An 18,117-nucleotide genomic window follows, 5' to 3' on the forward strand; every position below is an offset into this window, starting at 1 on the left:
GGGGACATTACTTCATGATGGCGTGCGGCGGGGCGTGGGGGGACGCCCGCCGGCGTGCGGCGGGGCGTGGGGGGACGCCCGCCGGCGTGCGGCGGGGCGTGGGGGGACGCCCGCCGGCGTGCGGCGGGGCGTGGGGGACGCCCGCCGTCGTGCGGCGGGGCGTGGGGGGACGCCCGATCGCCGCTCCTCATGATCTGCGGCGCCGTTGACGTCACGCCGCCGCAATTGCGGCCACGTTACCGGGGGACCCCCCAGGGCGCTGCCAGACAAACCCGGGGGCAGACCACTCCCGTTCGATCGCATTACGAAGAGCCCATCGCAGCGGATGACGATCAGGGTCGCGAGAGGCTCGTGCGGTACTGCACCCGCCCGGCCTTCGCACTCGCTCGAATCGAGCTCCTGCCCGATGGACGCATCGTGCACTTGCTGAAGACACCTCGGCGGGGACGCACTCACCGCGTCATGTGTGCAATGGAGTTCATTGCCCGGCTCGCGGCTTTATTTCTTCCGCCGAAGATCCCCCTTGTGAGGTACCATGGCGTGTTCGCGCCTCGCTCGTCGTTGCGCTCTCCCGTGACGCCCAAACCCCCGCCCGCGGCGCGTCGCCTGAACCGTGCCCTGGCCACGTGCCTCGGCCCGCTGCACCCACGTCGCCCGCGCCTGCGTTGCCTGCACTCGCATCAGCGGGAGCCGCGACGCCGCCCACGTGGTCGTCGCGTTCGTCTAGACTCGGCGCATGGTGGAACCGCTGTCGGAGGTCCGTCGGCTCGGGAGCCTGAGCTTCGCGAAGCGGGCGCGGGCGCTTGCCCTGCTCGCCCGCGGCTGGGATCAGGCCACGGCCGATCGGGTCATGGCTGCGCTGGATGGGGGCGACGGCGACGAGCGGCGGCTGGCGCTGGACCTGGCGACCTATCGCCGGGACGTGGCGCGCATCGAGAGGGCGCTGCGCGACCCCATGATGCGCCGGGCCGCGCTCTCCTCGGCGCGCCGGGTGCCGGTGTCGGACGAAGCGCTGCTCCAGGTGCTGCGCGAGGGGAATCGCCGCGAGGCCCGCGGGGTGGTCATGATCCTGCAGAGGCACCGTCTCGTCGCCCAGGCGACGGCGGTCATTCCCCTGGTCATCGCCAGGCATGGTGTGGGGCTCGCGACACGCCTCTTCGCGACATGCGATCTCGACACGCTGGAACGTCACGCGGCCGCGCACGAGGCCGCGTGGCGCGCGCTGGTGACGCGCGCGCCGGAGCGCGGCCTTCGGGTGGCGCTGGCGACGAGGCGCAAGATCACGGCGGACGAGGCCACGCTGTTCTGCACCCGATATCCCAGGGAGGCCCTGGCGCTGCTCGTGCGGCAGGATGCCTTGCATGCGGGAGCGATCCACGCCCTGGTGATGGCTTGCCCGGCCGAGCTGCTCGAGGTCCTGCGCCGGAACGACTGGACTGTCTCTCTCGCGAGCGGTCCTCTTCCATCCGGATTGCCGCCGATCTCGGCGCTGCCGGCCGAGGATGTGCTGGAGCTCCGGAGCCGGTGCAAGCCCCTCGACGCCTCCGCCGATCCGCTCTTCCGCTTCCTGCCCCTCACCGAGCGCGAACGTCTCCTTGGCGCCGAGCTGGAGCAGGCCGCGGCGGCGGCATGGTCGCCCCGTCCTGGCATGGAGGCGCGGCTGGCCACGATGCCACCGGCGAGCGTCACGCGGCTCACGGCGGCGGCCCTGAGTCCTCCCGTCGATCCGGACACCCGGCGCAAGCGGCTTCGGGCCATCGAGAAGCACCTCGACCTTGCCCAGCTGCGATCCGAGCACGAGGCGCTGGGCGCGGCCAGGGACCGGGGCGAGCGCGCGGCGCGGATGGTCGCGCTGGTGCGCTCGCTCCGCCGCGGCGCCGACCCGGCGACCTGCGCGTCCGTCCTCGCGGAGGTGGAGCCGGCATGGCATGGCCCGAGCCGCCATCTGGTCATGGCCGAGCTGGCCCAGCTGTCCGATCGCCAGGTCTCGGAGATCCCCGTGCAGACCTATAGGGACGCCCTGCTCACCACCGTGCAGTCGCGCGAGTCGAACGCAAGCACCCTGGCCCAGGCCGAGCGGGCCGTGCACAAGGCCATCGGCTCCGCGATCCTCCGGGACAGCATCCCGCGCGCGGCGCAGCTGCTCGGGCTCCTGGTTCAAATTCGCCTGGATCCCCGGGTGCGCTGGCGCGCCGACAAGGCGCCGGCGCCTGGTCACAAGCCGCCGTCCATGGAGGAGTATCTGCCGAGCCCGCTGCGCATCGCCGAAGGTCTCGCCGCCCAGCTCCATGCGGCCTACGAGGGCGTGCGCCTCGACGGCACCACACCCATGCTGGGACCGGTGGCGGTCGGTCGCTACGAGCCCGAGGTGGAGCGGCTCATCCTGGACCTGCTCCTCGGAAGAGCACCGAAGACGCCGCGGCCTCCGCGCAAGCCCGTCACCTGCGGCGGGCCGCTGGACGAGGTGATGGGGCACGTCCCGGAGATCAGCTTGAAGGAGACTGCCCTGGTCGACGAGCTGCTCGATCGGGACGACACCACCGATCCTCACAAGACCGATCTGGTGGCGGCGATCTTACCGTCGGCCCCCGGGCGGTGGACGCCCTCCCAGCGCAGGCGCTTCACGCAGCATCTCCTGCGGGTGGCACGGGACGCCAGCCTCGATCCCTCGAGGCGCGCCAGGGCCATCGGTCGCGTCGAGGACGCGCCGCTGCTGCTCGAGCTGCTGCCGGGAGCGGCCGGGCCGGTCGCCGCCGCGATCCTGGCGCGGTGCGCCCGGATCGCTCCGCCGACCGCCGAGCTCCGGCGGCTGTTCCTGGAGCGCGCGCGAAGATCCGGCGTGGTGGGTCGCGCGGCGATGAGCGCCCTCAACGTGCTGTCCGAGCGCATGCCCGGTCCGCTCGATCTGGCGCCGTACCGTGAGCTCTTGCTGTCGAAGGACTGCGCGGTGGTCAACCGCAAGAACGCCGCCGGCAGGGTCTCAGCCGCCGCGACCGTGGAGGCCCGCGACCTGCTGCTGGAGGCGTGGCGGTCCGAGGACCTGCACCCCAGCATCCGGCCGGACATCCTGGCGGGGTTGCTGCGCTTCGTCGACCAGGCCGACGTCCGACGGGTGCTGATCGACGGCATCACGACGGTGCCGGATACGTGGCAGCTGCTCAACCCCGGGTCGAGACTCCTGTTCCCGAACGAGTCGCAGGCGCGACCCGCGGTGGCTCGCGGCTTCGTGGCCCTGGCCGAGGTGCTGGTCGAATGCGGCGACGAGCGTCTCGCTTCCACGGCAGCGGGCGTCTGCATCGCCCAGCATGACCTGTGCTCGGAGGGGCTTGGTCTGGCGACCAGGCTCCTCGCCGAGGCGCGCACCTCCGGCCGCGTCCTGGTCCAGACGGTCGACTCATTGAGCCGCCTCCCTGACGACGCCGGATTACCCCACTGGCAGGCGGCGCTGGCCCGGCTCGTCGCAACGGCGAGCGGCGATCGGACCTGGGCCCTGGTCCGACTGGCGCGGCTCGCGCCCAGGCCACGGGCGTTCCGGATTGCGCTCGGCCTGGCTCAGAAGGCTGCAGGCCTGCGCCTCATGGCCGCCGCCTCGCTGAAGGAGATCCTCGACGTCGATCTCGTCGAGGTCAGGTTCGCCAAGGAGCTATGGTCGGAGTATCTGGCCCTGGTAGACGAACAGCCTGCGCGTCGGATCCCCTCCACCGGCAAGCTGAAGGATCCCGGGCTCGCCGCCTCCCTCATCGATTGGCTCATCCAGCATGGCGGGCTGGCGGCCGCGCTGTCGGCCGCCGAGCTGTCGCTGCAGGTCGAGAAGCAACTCCGAGGCAGCCCCGCATGGCGCGCGCGGCTGGACGCCATCCGCGCAATGCACGCTGACGCCGCCGAGCGCCTTCTGCTGGCGGACATCTAGCTGCGGCCTGCGGATCTCGGCCGATTCGCGCGGCGTCGGCGTGTTCTGCGGGACGGGGGTTGCGCTTCGTTACCCGTGGCGGGCGCAACCCCGGTCGCCGATTGACGCGCGGCGGCGGTCAGCGTTGCATGAGCCATGGACCAATCCGCTCCCAACCCGTATCAACCGCCGACCGCGCTCGAGCCGATGGCTGACTCGGAGCGAGCCCACGATGGCAGCGCGTCGCGCATGTCGCGCTTCTGGGCGGCGATGATCGACGGGGTTCTGGCCCTCATCATCTTCGTGCCGCTGCAGTATGTCGCCGGTGTCTATCGCGACTTTCCGAAGGTCTCCGCGCCGCCGTTTCCGCAGTCGTTGTTGTGGGCGCTGGCGGGGTTCGCGATCACCCTGGTGCTGCACGGCACGTTCCTCGCCCGCAGCGCGCAGACCATCGGCAAGAAGGCGCTGAACATCCAGATCGTCAACGCCAGCGACGGCAAGCCCGCGGCCTTCGGCACGATCGTCTTGCGACGGCTCCTGCCGGTGGCGGTCGTGGCTCAGATCCCGTACGCGGGCACCGTCCTCGGCTTCGTCAACGTGTTGTTCATCTTTCGCAAGGATCGGCGCTGCCTGCATGATCACATCGCGGGCACACGCGTCGTGAACCTGGGCCGGAGCGAGTAGGCCCGAGCGGCATACCACTCCTGGGCGCTCGTGCGGATGCAGCCCCGGCTCTGCAGACAGTCCATCGCCGCAGCGCTCGGGCGTGAGCGCCTGCGTCCGTGCTGCGCCGGCGGTCACATTCCGGTGGGCTGCCTTGTCCTGGGAGCGGACCCCACCCGGAGAGGACATGAAGAGACTGCTCAGAATCGATGCAAGCGCCCGTACGCAAGGGTCGATCTCGCGGAGCGTGGCGGACTATTTCCAGGTACGCTGGACAGAATCGAATCCGGGCGGCCGCGTCATCGTTCGCGACCTCGCCCGGTATCCGGTGCCGCACCTCGACGCCGTGACCATCGCTGCGTTCCTCGCGCCCCCGCCGCCTTCCGGGGGGCCGCCGCCCGAGGGCCTCGTGCTGTCCGACGCCTTGATCGATGAGCTGAGCTCGGCCGATCACGTGCTGATCAGCAGCCCGCTGTACAACCTCACGCTGCCATCGACCCTCAAGGCCTACTTCGATCACGTCATCCGCAATGACCGTACGTTTGCACAGATAGAAGGGCGCTACGTGGGCCTCCTCTCCAGCAAGTCGGCGTCCGTCGTGACGACGCGCGGCGGCGTCGCCTCGCCGGCCGCCGAGGACGAGCTTCAAACCCGCACGCTGCGGGCGATGCTGGCCTTCATGGGCGTCACGAAGGTCGACGTGATCTCGCTGGATGGGATGAGCGGAGACGAGGCCTCTCGGTCGCGTCGCATCGCGTGCGCGCGGGCCGAGATCGACCATCTCTTCGCCTCTCCTGGAGAGCCGGTGTGTCTCGGGCCGCTCACCGAGGACGATCGGCGGGAGATCGGCGGGCTGCGGGCTGCGCAGGCGGCTGCCATCCAGCGGGGCGACGCGGAGGCCTATGCAGCGCTTTGCACCGACGACATTCAGCTCCTGATCCCGGGGCACGATGTCGTCTCCGGCCGCGAGCGGCTCCTCGCGTGCGAAGCGGAGCTCTTCCGGAGCGCGAGCTTCGCGTCGTTCAGGAAGACGCCGGAGCGGATCGAGCGGAGCGGCGACCTGGCCGTCGAGGTGGGCCGGCAAGAGGTGGCCATGCGGCGCGGCGGGACCGCGGGCGTCTTCGCCGCGCGGCAGAAGTACACGCATGTTTTCCGGCGGACGGCGCAGGGCTGGCGCTTCGCCGTGCTGATGTCCAACGCCATCGAGCAACCGCCGCCGGCCCGGCGACGGATCGTCATCGCCGACCCCGGCGAGATCGCGCGGTTCGTCACGTACCTGGCCCGGCCCGAGTCGACCTACATCAACGGCGTGAGCCTGACGGTCGACGGCGCCTTCTCGGCGTGAGCTGCCAGCGCTGCTCGCAGAGACCCGCCTCGCTTGCTCGGTGAGCCGAAGCCACGCTACGACCGGCGCAGGAACACACCGCATGCGGGGGATCGCCGGAACGTGGACGCAGGTGCCTGAGATCATGGATCCGAACAGGGCGATTCCGCCCACGGCCCGAGGACGAGCCCCGCGCCCGCGCTCGCTCTGCGCCGCCGCCTGCGCCCGCGCGCTGCTCGTCCCCGTGTGCGCTGCCCTCGCGGCCCTGTCCGTCGCCTGCGGCGGCGGGCAGACCCAGGGCGAGGCCTTCGACCCCCGCTGGAAGGACGACGGCGGCGCGGGCATCGCGGCCTTCCAGCAGCGGTTCGCGGGCAGGCGCATCCCCCTCGGCGCCGACGTGGCGGTCGGCGTCGTCGCGGGCGCGCGGGCGCGCCAGCTCGTCGGGGTTCCGCTCGACGGCGGCCCGGCGTGGACCTTCGTGCACCGGCTCGACGCGCGCCCGGCCGTCGCGGGGGGCGTCGTCGTCGGGCTCGGCCGGGGCGAGCTGTTCGCCCTCGACGCGCGCACCGGGGAGCTGCTCTGGAAGCGGCGCGCCGGCGGCAGGCTCCGCGGCGCGGGCGACGACGGAGAGACCACCGTGGTGTCCCTCGTGTCGACCACCGGCACGAGGAGCGTCGTGCTCGCGGTGAGCCGCGAGGGCCTCGTGCTGCGCCAGATCGAGGACGCCGCCGCCATCGGCGTGCCCGCGGTCGTGGGGCGCTATGCGTTCCTGCCCTGGCAGGGGCGCTACGTCACGGTGTTCGACCTGCAGACCGGCGGCGAGGTGGCGCGGGCGCTGCTCCGCACCGAGGTGAGCCGCGCCTTCCTGCTCGGCGGGACGGTCTTCTTCGGCGGCGAGGCGGCGACGCGGTTCGACGCCTCGATCGGGCTCGGCGCGGCCGGGCGCGCGTCGATCGCGCGGCTGCCGGCGCGCGAGCTGCCCGGGGCGCCGGTCTGGATGACCGCCGGGACCGAGGTGCTCGCGCCGGCCGCCTCGGCCGAGGACAGGGCGCGGCTCTACGCCCGCCCCCGGCCGGCCGGCCCGCCGGGCATCGAGGGGGAGCGCTACGTGGCGACGTACTACCGGGCCGCGGTCGGCCTCGACGCGCGCACCGGCGCGCTCGCCTGGGCCCACGCCGGCGAGGCCGACTTCCTCGGCGGCGCCGCCTACGCGGGCGGCTTCGCGCTGTGCGACGCGCGCGGCGGGATCAGGTTCCTCGACGCGCAGCGCGGGACCGTGGCGGGGCGCGCGTCGCTCGGCCGGGCGATCCAGGCGTGTGTGGTGCAGGCCGACGGGCTCACCGCCGCGTCGGTCGGCGCGAGGCCCCCGGAGGCCGCGGCGGCGGTCAGCGCGAGCCCCGTGGAGGCGGCGCCGGCCGCCGCACGCCGCCCTGGTGCGACCGACCCTCCGTGAAGCCGCCCTCGGCGACGAACGAGGCGGAGAACGCGCCTGCGGCCGCGCTTCCCGGCGAGGTGGACGCGCCAAGCAGGGCCGCGGCGGCCGGACGCACGACCTCGTCGAGCGCGCGACGGAGGACGGCGGCGGCCTCCGTCGCGCCGAGCCGCCCGTGGGCCGCGAGCTCGGGGCTCGCCACGGCGCCGCTCGTGAAGCCGGCCAGAACCTCCTCGGCCGCCGCGAACGCGTCGATCACGGCGGCGCGCACCCCGGCGCCGCCCGTGGCGACGGCCCACGCGACCGCGCGCCACGCGAGCTCGGCGTGGCGCGCCTCGTCCGCGGCGATCACGGCGAGCGCGGCGCGGACCGCGGGATCCTGGGCCTGACCGAGCTGCTCGGCCGCCAGCACCGCGGCGAGCGTCTCGCCGACGCAGCCCTCGCGCGCGGCGCTCGCGGCGACCGCGGCGAGGTCCTCGCTCACCGCGACCGCGCCTCCGAAGGGGAACGCCGAGGGACCGACGGGCGCGCCGCCGTACGCGCCGGCGAGCGCGAAGCAGAGGCGCGCGTGGCGGATCTCGTCGAGCGCGGCGTGATGCGCGGCCTCGACGAGCTCGGCCGGGGCCCCCACGGCGAGCAGCTCGAGCGCGAACCGCCCGAACGAGGCGACCGAGGCGTGCTCCAGCAGCGCGTCGCCCGTCCACGCGCGGGCGAGCTCAGCGCGCGCCTCGGCGGAGAGCCGGCGGACATCGGGCGTCGTCTCGTCCGCGGCGCGCGCGGCTCGCCACGCGGCGCCGGGCGCCGCGGCGGCATGGAGCGCGCGCGCGCCGACGAGGAACGGCCGCCCGGTGCCATTGGCCACCGTGACGCACTCGCCCGGCGGCAAGAACGTGTAGCAGCACTGATTCGTCGCCGGGTCGATCTCCGGCCCGCTCACCAACAGCGATGGAATCAGGCAGCCATTTCTCGGGAGCTGGGCCACGACGTCCTCTTCCGAGGGGCAGCCGCCGTCGTCCGACGCAGGGAAACAGGCGTTATCGAACAGCGACGAGACATCCCCGCCCTGTCCCCCGGCCCCGCCCTGTCCTCCGGCCCCGCCCTGTCCGGCGCCGTCCTGAGCCCCGTCGTGTCAAACTGCCGCTGAAGGGGAACCAACGCGAGCACCGTCAGGGGCTGCTACACCGCGGACTGGCAGACACGATCTGCGATAGCACCAGAAGGCGGGCAACAACATGCGTATCGCAAAAAACCGAGTGGGCGAAGCACGTCGCGCAGACACCCAGACACAGCATGCTCATCAGGAAGAGCTCTTCATGATGAGCCTTGTACACAGCGGCGCTGCACCCCTGCACAGCGAAGTCCTCGCGTCGCGGTGCGTGGTTGCGCACAGCAGGAAAACGGCGCGTTCTGATGCGGTTCGAGCGAAGGACGACCGAGATTACGGGCATTCACCGGGTAACGGTCGAGCGGCGGCATAGGAGCCAGCCGAGCCTCGAAAATCGCCGGTGTCCGCCGTGCGGGGACCGCGAGCGGTGCTATGGTGCGCCGCACCCCGCGGTCCCCGACATGCTCCGAGCGTGACGGCTCCTCTCGGGGTGCTTCATGTCTTACGCAGGGAGATCAGATTCATGCGACGGTCCTATTTCAAGCTTGCAAGAGTGTCGTGTTTCGCGGCGGCGGCCCTGGCCGCCTCGGCCTGTGGAGGGGACGAGGGCGCTTATTCCGATCGGGCTCCCGACATCGAGCGCTCCGACATGGGAGCGCTGCTGGAGGACGCCGTCGACTCCCCGCCGTCCGGCGCGGGCTCGTCGGGTGACGAAGGATCCCCCGGAGGCAGCGCGAGCGGGACCTGCCAGCTGCCCGACGGTCCGCGCTCGTTCGATGAGCTCAAGGGCCCGCCCGGGAGCCTGGCGGCCGATTGCGTTCCCACGTGGACCGAGGAGCAGCTGAGCTCCGGCTTCGCCGCGATCCGCGACAGCCGGCTGCTCACCGTGCCGGAGCAACCCGAGTTTCTGCGGCGGATTCCCTGGCTCGCGGCCGACAACGGCTGCGAGGAGCGGGCCGAGGCGGCGGTCTACTTCTTCCACCAATGGGACTATCCGACGCCCTACTTCGCCAGGGTCAAGGCAAAGCCGCGCAAGCGGCTGGTCTTCCAGACAGCCAACGAGCCGTCCGGAACCGTGACGTGGTCCGGCCACGTCGCGCCCGTGGTCCGGGTCGGTGGGCAGCTCATGATCCTGGACGTCGCCATCGATCCGTCGCGGCCCCTCCCGATCGCGGAGTGGCTCTCTCAATTCAGCGTCGCCGACGACATCGACGTCGCGTTGTGCCGCGACCACGCCCTGGGGGAGGGGTGCTTCGACGCTGTGCCCGTGGAGCCGCCGCCGCCCGCCCTGAACCAGGGTGGCGGCATGTACACGCGGCTCCTGACCGAATGGCGAGTTCAGGAGATCCTCGGGCGCGATCCGTACCGGGTCCTCGGCGACTGTCCGCCGTGGGGCACCTGCGCCGAACCGGAGCCCACGCCCGATCCGAACCTCCCACCGATCGTCCGGCGCTTTGCGTCGGACCAGTTCGACAGCCTCGTCTGGTATCCCATCTACATCATCGGGGACAACTTCGTCGAAGGCTGGACGACCGTGCGCATCACCGGAAACGGCATCGACGAGCTCGCGCCCATCGACGCCTGCAACATCCGCAGGATCCTGATCAGCCAGGAGTATCCGCCCGGCGACTATCAGGTGACGGTGTCAAACGGAGAGCTCGCGAGTCAGGCGATGGCCCTTCGCATCCAGTGACCCGGATGGCCAGGCGCGTGTCGTCGGGGCGTCGATCGTCAGCGCGCTCGAGGGACACCCGGCGCAGCTCGGCCTCTCCGTCACCAGGGGCCTCGGCTTTCTGGGACCACGCCGCAACGGCGCCAGGAGGCGGCTGCTGGCGCCGCGGGGCGGCGCGGCCTCAGAGCTCGCCCACCTGGCTGTGCTCGTAGAAATCGATCAGCGCCTGACCGCCGCGGCCGAGGCCCGCCTGGGCATTGATGTAGGGCACCGCGTCTCGAATCGCCTTCATCGTCAGCTCGATGTTCTTCTGCGTCCCGACCACGAGGGCCGTGTGGTGCTCCACCGCCCGCTCGGGCTGCGTCAAATAGCGAAAGAGCTCCTGAATGCGCGGGATCTGGATGCGGCCGCGCGTGCCGAACGTGTCGACGCCTTCTTCGCTGACCCGGCCCACCCCACCGTAGAGGAACACGCTGCCTTCGCGCGCGTTGGTGCAAGGTCTCAGAAAGGCGCAGGTGCCCGCCTTGAGCTCGCCGTCGACCGCGCCCCAGGTGTTCTCCGCGCCGATGTCGGCCTGGGTGGCCAGGATCTCCTGGCGGGTGATGCGGGCGCCGGGGCGCATCACGCTCTTGGCCCAGACGCCGCAGTGGAAGAGATCCACCTCCTCGCGCTCGTCGTCATACATGTTGTTCCAGTCGCCGAGCAGCGGCACGAGCCCGGAAGCGCACTGGAGCATGTACATCCCCATCCAGCCCGCGATGTCGGTCTCGCAGGCGGCGGGGATGAGCTTGTCCGAGAGCATGCTCATGCAGGTGCAGGGCATCACGCCCACCTCTCCGCCGATCTGGTACTTCTGCATCTCCGTCCAGCAGCGCACCGCGATGCCGTCGAGGTCATTCTCCTTCACGAAACGATCGAAGACGACGCCCATCCGGGCGATCGCCTCCAGCGAGGCGCGCGGGACGTCAGTCGCCGCCATGTAGCCGGAGACGGCTTCCAGCTGGGTGGACAGCTCGCGCGGCGAGACCTGACGCATCTGTCGATCGAGCGCGATGAGCTCCAGGCCGACCGTGCTCAGGCCCATGTGCCCCAAGAGCTCGGTGGAGACGTTGGTGACCGTCTGGAACGCGTCGGGCCCCGAGCCCACCAGCCCGAGCCGCACGCCGCGGCCCCGGCGACGGAACTTCGATGCCAGGACGCAGCTCGCGTAGAAGGCGTGGAGATCGTCCGCGAAGGCGGCCGAGCTGACGGCCTCGCAATGCCTGGACGTGAGGGTGTACGGGTAGCCGATGTGGCGGAGCGCGTTGGCGGCCGAAAAGCGCCCGCACGCCCCGTCCCGCCGGCCCTTCTGTCCCATGCGCCCCAAACCGCGCACGTCTGGTTCGGTGTGCAGCAGAACCGGCACATCGAGGTCGGCCAGCCGCAGAAAGTCCCGGATCCCGTTCTCATCGGAGAAATTGTACATCGAGCAGATGACGCCGATGGCCCCGCCGCCGTCGGGAGCGCGGCGGTACTGCTGGGCGACGCCCGCGGCCGCGCGCGCGTCGGCGTAGGTCTCGACGTTGCCGAGATCGACGTAGCGCACGCGCTCGCCGAGCACGTGGCCCACGGCCGACTGGGTCGCTTTCGCACCCTCCTTCGCGAACTCCGTCGGAAAGAAGCCCCGGTTGCCCATGAAGCCCAAGATCACCGGTTCACTCTGTGCCATTGCTGTCTCCTGAAGCAGGCGGGCTTGAGCCAGAATGCCCCTGGACCCCCGCCAGCGCTTTGACACCGCTGAACGATGGTTCGATCTGGCGGATCCGCAGATCGCTGCCATGGCTCCCTCGCGCGCAGGGGACCGCGAACACCGACCGCGTATTCCGCTTCAATACTATGCGTGTGCGTGCTAGCGTCAACAGCTAATCCGAATTAGCTGAACGGAGCGCGCGCTTGAACGATCCCCCCGACCCCGACCCGCCGCACGTGCCCGGCCTGCGTCCGGTCCGTATGAAGGACATCGCCGAACAGCTGGGGTTGTCCCAGACGACGGTGTCTCACGTCCTGACGGGCAAGCACGCCAAATTCCGCATCAGCGCCGCCACGGTGGAGCGGGTCTGGACCCTGGCCCAGAAGCTGGGCTACCGGACCAACGCCATGGCCCAGGCGTTCCGGGAGCAAAAATCGTACGCGATCTCCCTCGCCGTCGAGGACCTGGCGAACCCGTTCTGGGCCGGGATAGCCGTCGGCGCCGAGCGCGAGGCCGAGCTCCACGGCTACACCCTCGTGGTGAGCCACCTGGCCGGTAACGTGGGGCGCCAGCGTCGCGCGTTGCAGCTCGTGCACGAGTCCCGGGTGGATGGGCTCATCGTGTCCCCGGTTTCCGGAGGGGATTGCGATCTCATCGCGGCGCACGAGCAGGGACTCCCCTTTGTGCAGATCGACCGGGCGGTCCCGGGCCTCGACGTGGCGTGCGTGCGCACCGATCACGCCGCCGGTTCGGCGCTGGCGCTCCGCCACCTTCTCAGGCACAGGGATCGGTCGCTCGTCTACATCGGCGGCCCGCTCGACATCCCCACCTACCGACATCGTCTCGACGGGTTCCGGGCGGAGTTGGCGCGGAGCGGCGTCACGGCGGCGGCCATCGAGGAGTTGAAGGAGGCCACCCCGGAAGCGGCCGAGACGCGCATGGTCGAGCTTCTCCAGCGGCTGCGTGGACCTCTGGCCGTCTACGCGGCGAATTTCTGGAGCACTGTCGGGACCCTGCGGGGCATCCGCGCGGCCGGTCTCTCCGTGCCCGACGAGATCGACGTCGTCGGATTCGACGACATCCTGATGGCCGATCTCCTGCGCTATCCCGTCGCGACCGTCGATCAGGACGTCGGCGCGATAGGACGCGAAGCGGTCCGGCTGCTCCTTGAAATGCTAACGGGGGCCAGGGTCGCGCGAGAGGTCCTGCTCCCCCCTCGCCTCACCGCGCGAACATCGGACGTGTCGCGCAGCGAGAGGCGAGCTCGCGCGCGGAGAGCCGACCGCTCGTGACCGCCCGCCCATCGCCATGATCGTGGCCAGCTGCGGCTCTCGCCGCGGCACTCGCGCTCGATTCCTCCACGAGGCAGTCAATCGCCCATCGTATTCGCGCCGTTCAGGAGCGGTACGCCGAAGTTCGGCGTTCCGTCTGCGTTCCATTCGAGCCGCTGGACGCGCGTGTGACGGTTCGGGTCGTAGAGCGGGTCCCCCGTGATTTTCTCGTAGTTCCGCGCGTGGTACACGAGCAGGTCGATCGATCCATCCGCCGACGTCGTGAACGAGTTGTGGCCCGGGCCATAGAGCCCGTTCGCGCTGGCGAACACTGGATTCTCGCTCTTTTTCCACGAGCGGGCGCTCAGCAGGTCGTCCGTCGCGCTCGCCGTGAGCAGGCCGAGGCAGTAGCGGGCGTCCGTCGCGCTCGCCGAGTAGCTGATGAAGATCCGCCCGTTCCGCTCGAGCACGGCAGCACCTTCGTTGACCGCGAACCCCGCCGTCTCCCAGGCGTGCTCGGGTCTGGCGATCCGCACGTTGGGGCTGACCAGCGTCCACGGGTTCACCATGGCCGCGATGAACAGGCTGCTGTTGTCGCCCGCGACGCCGGGGTCCTCCTGCGCCCACACGAGATAGCGCTTGCCGTCGTGCTCGAACGTCGTCGCGTCGAGCGCGAACGTGTCCGAGTCCGTCACGATCTGCCCTCGCTCGAGCCAGCTGCCATCCATCGGGTTGGCCGATGAGCTCTCGAGCGCATACATGCGGATGGCCCAGATGTCGGTCGAGCTTCCGGCGGCGAAGTAGATGTACCACTTGCCGTCGATGAAATGCAGCTCTGGCGCCCAGATGTGCGCCGCCATCGGGCCGGTCGCGTGCTTCGTCCAGACGACCTTCGGGGCCGCGCTGGCCAGGCCTCGTATCGTTGTCGCGCGCCTGATCTCGATGCGATCGTACGTCGGCACGCTCGCGGTGAAGTAGTAGTAACCGTCCGTGTGCCGCCTGATGTGGGGATCAGCGCGCTGCGAGATCAAATAGCCGAGCGGTTCGAGCGCGAACGACGCCTCCGCGTTCTTGACCGCCGTGCCGTCGAGCGCGTGCGCATAGATCTGGTAGTTCAGGCGCCGGAGATGACGCGTCGCATCCGAGTACCACTGCAGCGAGACCATCGTCGGATCCCCGTTCAGCGCGGGCACGATCCGGAACGTGGCGTCCCTCCGGAACGTGGTGGTATCCGTGAACGCGTCGATCCACAGGAGGTGACTCCTCTCTTCGGGTGGGGTCTGCCAGAGCCCGTCAGCCCGGTTGGACGTCTCATCCTGCAGCGGGTACCGGGTCGAATTCGCGCTGTCGACGTGCAGGTAGCGACCGCCGAAACCCACGGACTCGAACGACACCAGCGTCGGATCCTCCGGGTTCGCGAGGCCGGGCACCACTCTCCACTGGAAGTCGGCAGGGACCTGGTTGTTCGCCCTGTCGTCGAGGCGGGTGATCATCGCATGATAATACGAGTGCGCGACGTAGAGCGGGGCGTCGCTCTCCGTGTGCGTCGTGCGAAGCTGGTACCCCCCTCCGACGTCGTCGTCGAGGTTGGAGAGCTCGAGAGCAGCGGGGGCGGCGAGGGCCGCATACGCGGGGTCCTCGCTGACCGGTGCGTCGAAGACGACGCGTACGGGCTGAGCTCCGTCGGCCACCCAGTCATCGACGCTGCTCAAGGTCACGGTCTGCGCCGCGTTCCAGTTCGCCTCCGTGAACGTCAGGCCCGCATGGCTCAGCGTCGACTCGGTCGTGTCGCTGGCGCGGAGGGCGATCGTCACGGGCGCGCTCGGCTGCGATGCGAGGAGCACGGTGAACGTCACGGGCGCGCCGCGCTCGGCGAGGATCCCCGACGGGCCGCTGACGACGATCGCCGCCGTCCTGGGACCGTCGTCGTCCGTGTTCGTGATGTCAGCGGACTCCGCGACGAGGCCGTCGCATGCCGGGTCTGCGGAGACCGAGGGCCCGAAGCGGACGCGGAAGATCCGATCCCCGTCGCTCTCCGCATCGTCCACGCCCGTGACCGTGATCTCTCGAGGGATGCTCCAGTCCTCCGCCGTGAAGGAGATGGTCCCCGGTGAGACGGCGCCTTCGGTCGCATCCGAGCTCGAGACCGGCACCATGACAGGCTCGCTCGGCGGGGCGTCGAGCGCCACGCTCACGGTCACCTGCCCGCCGGACTCCGAGGTGCTGAGCGCTGTGCCGGCCGTCGTGATCCGCAATGAATTGGTCGGCGCGTCCGGCGCATCGATCGAGGGCCCATTCGAGCACCCGGCCACCACGAGCCATGCGGCGAAGGAGCAAGCTGCCGCCGTGAGCGCGACGCGTGGCGCGGAGAGGGAAGTGGACGCTGGGTGGGGAGATTTCGGTGCGCGCATGATAAGGTGCCGCGGATCCGGTAGGATGTTCAGTAGTGGGCGATGATCGCGTCGAGCTCCGCCTGCGTGACCCGGACCGCGTTCGCGTGGCGCACGCCGGACGGAAAGCTGTACTGCGCGCTCGGGAGCTCCGTCCAGGAGCCCGGATCCGCGTCGAGATCCGTCGTGCTCCAGCACCCGAACACGCCGCCGTTCAGGTAGTAGTCGGCGAACAGGTACCATCGACTCTGGGCCGGATCCTTGATGACAAAGGGGCCCTCCGTCGCTCGCCTCCGGCTCTGGGTCGACCCGCGCGTGATGTAGTCCGGGCTCCATCGCGTGAACGTCGCCGGATCGAGCGCGAGCGTCGAGGAGCGCGCGATCTGGATGTCCTTGCCCGATCCGGTGAGCGCGCCCCCGCTGCTGTCCGTCTCGTCCTTGAAGAAGAGGTAGTTGCGGTCATTCCATTGCGTGATCGTCGCGTCGATGACGCTGTAGCCCGGATCGAAGAGCACGTCGGGTGTCGGGTTGACGATGGTGGCGAAGTCCTCGGTGTAGCTGACGTAGATGCGGTTCGCGCCCGTGGTGTCGTTTCCGGACCAGATGATCGCATAGAGCTTGCGATCGGGGTCGTAGTAAGCCTCCGGGGCCCAGGCGTGCATCGGGGTGGCCCCGGGGCCCGGAAGGTTCGTGAGCGTGATCAACCGGGGGTTCGTGAAGGTGATGAGATCGGTCGAGTCCGCCACGAAGATCTTGGAGCTCGGATGGTTCCAGTAGTTCGAGTCGTTTACCGAGAGCGTCCAGTCCGTGGCGATATAGACGTACGTTCCATCGTTCTTGCGGAACAGGAACGGATCTCGGATGTGATTCGTTCCCATCCCGGTGAGCTGGTACGCAGGCTGTCCATCGGCGAGGGCCGACCAGTGGAGCCCGTCGGTGCTGTAGGCGAGATGCAGCGAATCGCTCGGAACGTCCTGAAGCGGCCCGAAGTAGCTCAGCACCCAGGCACCCGGGGAGCAGCTGCTTGCATTCATCGAGGCCGTGTGCTCGCCGTTCGTGCACTTGAGGCAGCTGCGGTCCGTGGTGCTGCTCCCCGCCGTGTCGACGCGCTCCCCTGGCACGCAGTCGGTCCAAGGGACGCATGTCGTCGCGGGGTCGGCGTCGTCGTCCCAGGCGCCGTCCGCGCAATCGACAGGCGCGGCGGTCCCGCCTGCGCAGTACGTGCCCGGCGAGCAGGCGTCACACTGCACGGGCGTCGAGCTCGTCCCCGGCGCGGTCTGCCTCGTCCCGGGCGCGCAGGGCGTGTGCATCCTGCAGCTCGGCGCGTTCACCGTGTCGCTGAAGGTGTCCTCGGGGCACGCCGTGCACCGCCGGTCCGCCGTGGGCGAGCCCTCGGCGCTCGCGAAGGTGCCTGCGGTGCAGCCTGTCCATGCGACGCAGCTCGTCGCGCTATCGCCATCGTGATCCCAGGTGCCCGCGGAGCACGCAAGGGGCTCGTCACCGGGTCCTGCGTCTTCGCCGGCTGTCGTCGCCGGGTCGCTGCACCCGGAAGTCCACAAGAGCGCCACCAGGAATCGTGCTCTCGGGCTGCTTGCCACACGTGCCATCTCGGTCCTCGGTTTCGTGCGTAGTTGCTGCGCCGATGGGCGCCAGCGTGAGGTGCTCCGGTGCTCAATCGGGCAAGGCATTCACATCCCGGTCCACAGGAGCGGAGCCGTGCCGGGCGCGATCCCGAGGACGAGCGGTCTGCGCGCACGACGGCCTGTCCTGCACAAAGCGAAAGGGTCGTTCGAGAGCAACTGTGAGCGTTCACAACGGCGGCGTCAACCGAAATGGCCCGGCGACGAGCGCACGGCCGTCCCTTCCCAGAAGAAGCGCGGCGACTCCGCCGTGCCCCCCGTCTTGCCGCCCGCGAGCAGGGTGACATCGTAGTCGCGCGTGGGCCACCGAACGAGCAGGTCAGGGCCTTACCACCGGGCCAGCGCGCGAGGAGATCGGGATCGAACGCCCGAGGCGCCGAGCCGTCTCCCTGGTCGAGAAACACGGAACGACGGCGGCTCGACGCGTCGGTGCTCTCCTGTCCCCGGCGTCGAGGTACGCAGTCCGAGTGAACCGAGACACCTCGGGTCAATCGCGGGTTGATCAAGGTTTCTCGACGGGCATCACGCGGAGCAGGTGCTGCACCAGGGGCGCACGCCGTCGCCGGAGATCCTGGCGAGCCGGACGGCGCGGGTGGCGAGGAACCGCGAGCGGCGGGCGCGGCCGGTCCGGCTGGGGCAGGGGAGCGCCGACGGCGGAGAGCCGTAGCGCTGCGGCGCCCGAGGTCATCCATTGTCTCGCGGGGCGTCGTGCCGAGTGGCCCGGGCCCACGCCGAGCGCGGGAGCAGGGGCGAGCTGGACGGCGTGCCGCGGCTCAGCACGCGAGCGCGCTCGCTGGGTGAAATTCTGAATGCTCACAGCAGCGAGTACCTCGCTAGCCGAGCGGCGGGCTGGTCGATCCAAGTTGACATCGATCATGTGAGCGCTCACACTCACGACCGGTCGTTCCGCTTTTGCTTCGCTCCGGATAGGCGCGTCATGCGCATCCAGGAGATTAACACGCTTATCGTGTCAAATGGCGCACGCAGAGCGAACTTATCCAC

At 70.3% G+C, this 18,117-nt stretch carries 12 protein-coding genes and 1 pseudogene; 9 read left to right on the forward strand and 4 right to left on the reverse strand.

Annotated features, from left to right (window positions below):
* Positions 1–189: 189 nt before the first annotated feature.
* From WMF27_RS42360 to WMF27_RS42380, 5 genes and pseudogenes are all read left to right on the forward strand, one after another.
* A pseudogene (locus tag WMF27_RS42360) lies at positions 190–543 on the forward strand (transposase); the annotation flags it as partial.
* Between the two features lie 193 nt (positions 544–736).
* Positions 737–3,910 carry a hypothetical protein gene (locus WMF27_RS42365; RefSeq protein WP_437943506.1) on the forward strand — a complete coding sequence of 1,058 codons (3,174 nt, stop codon included), beginning with the start codon at positions 737–739 and terminating at the stop codon, positions 3,908–3,910.
* Positions 3,911–4,045: 135 nt separating this feature from the next.
* Positions 4,046–4,573, forward strand: a complete 528-nt coding sequence (locus WMF27_RS42370; RefSeq protein WP_437763214.1) for an RDD family protein — start codon at positions 4,046–4,048, stop codon at positions 4,571–4,573.
* Positions 4,574–4,739: 166 nt separating this feature from the next.
* Positions 4,740–5,897: an NAD(P)H-dependent oxidoreductase gene (locus WMF27_RS42375; protein WP_437943507.1), complete on the forward strand. Its 1,158-nt coding sequence runs from the start codon at positions 4,740–4,742 to the stop codon at positions 5,895–5,897.
* Positions 5,898–6,009: 112 nt separating this feature from the next.
* Positions 6,010–7,329 (forward strand): outer membrane protein assembly factor BamB family protein, encoded by a 1,320-nt coding sequence (locus WMF27_RS42380; protein WP_437943508.1) that lies wholly within the window; start codon positions 6,010–6,012, stop codon positions 7,327–7,329.
* Here the strand turns inward: WMF27_RS42380 and WMF27_RS42385 are convergent.
* Positions 7,262–8,290, reverse strand: coding sequence for a ferritin-like domain-containing protein (locus WMF27_RS42385; RefSeq protein WP_437943509.1), 1,029 nt, complete (start codon positions 8,288–8,290; stop codon positions 7,262–7,264). The two genes, WMF27_RS42380 and WMF27_RS42385, sit on opposite strands and share 68 nt — an antisense overlap.
* Before the next feature lie 676 nt (positions 8,291–8,966).
* Between WMF27_RS42385 and WMF27_RS42390 the strand changes: the two genes are divergently transcribed.
* Entirely contained in the window at positions 8,967–10,106 is a 1,140-nt protein-coding gene (locus WMF27_RS42390; protein ID WP_437943510.1) for a protein-glutamine glutaminase family protein, read from the forward strand.
* A 160-nt stretch (positions 10,107–10,266) separates the two neighbouring features.
* Here WMF27_RS42390 and WMF27_RS42395 read toward each other — a convergent pair whose 3' ends face one another.
* Entirely contained in the window at positions 10,267–11,793 is a 1,527-nt protein-coding gene (locus WMF27_RS42395) for an L-fucose/L-arabinose isomerase family protein (RefSeq protein ID WP_437763206.1), read from the reverse strand.
* Between the two features lie 224 nt (positions 11,794–12,017).
* Here WMF27_RS42395 and WMF27_RS42400 point away from each other — a divergent pair, with 224 nt between their 5' ends.
* Positions 12,018–13,106: a LacI family DNA-binding transcriptional regulator gene (locus WMF27_RS42400; RefSeq protein ID WP_437943511.1), complete on the forward strand. Its 1,089-nt coding sequence runs from the start codon at positions 12,018–12,020 to the stop codon at positions 13,104–13,106.
* Positions 13,107–13,183: 77 nt separating this feature from the next.
* On the opposite strand, the gene WMF27_RS42405 is transcribed toward WMF27_RS42400, so the two are convergent.
* Together WMF27_RS42405 and WMF27_RS42410 are read right to left on the reverse strand one after the other, a co-directional pair.
* A complete protein-coding gene (locus WMF27_RS42405; protein ID WP_437943512.1) occupies positions 13,184–15,397 on the reverse strand; it encodes a family 43 glycosylhydrolase in 2,214 nt (737 codons plus the stop codon).
* A 128-nt stretch (positions 15,398–15,525) separates the two neighbouring features.
* Complete coding sequence (locus tag WMF27_RS42410) at positions 15,526–16,509, reverse strand: glycoside hydrolase family 43 protein (protein ID WP_437763202.1); 984 nt, start codon at positions 16,507–16,509, stop codon at positions 15,526–15,528.
* A 22-nt stretch (positions 16,510–16,531) separates the two neighbouring features.
* Between WMF27_RS42410 and WMF27_RS42415 the strand changes: the two genes are divergently transcribed.
* Positions 16,532–16,939: a hypothetical protein gene (locus tag WMF27_RS42415; protein ID WP_437763201.1), complete on the forward strand. Its 408-nt coding sequence runs from the start codon at positions 16,532–16,534 to the stop codon at positions 16,937–16,939.
* Positions 16,940–17,650: 711 nt separating this feature from the next.
* Positions 17,651–17,782: a hypothetical protein gene (locus WMF27_RS42420; RefSeq protein WP_437763200.1), complete on the forward strand. Its 132-nt coding sequence runs from the start codon at positions 17,651–17,653 to the stop codon at positions 17,780–17,782.
* Positions 17,783–18,117 lie beyond the last annotated feature (335 nt).

This window comes from Sorangium sp. So ce281 (genome assembly GCF_051527395.1).
GTDB classification, from domain to species: Bacteria; Myxococcota_A; Polyangia; order Polyangiales; family Polyangiaceae; genus Sorangium; species Sorangium cellulosum_B.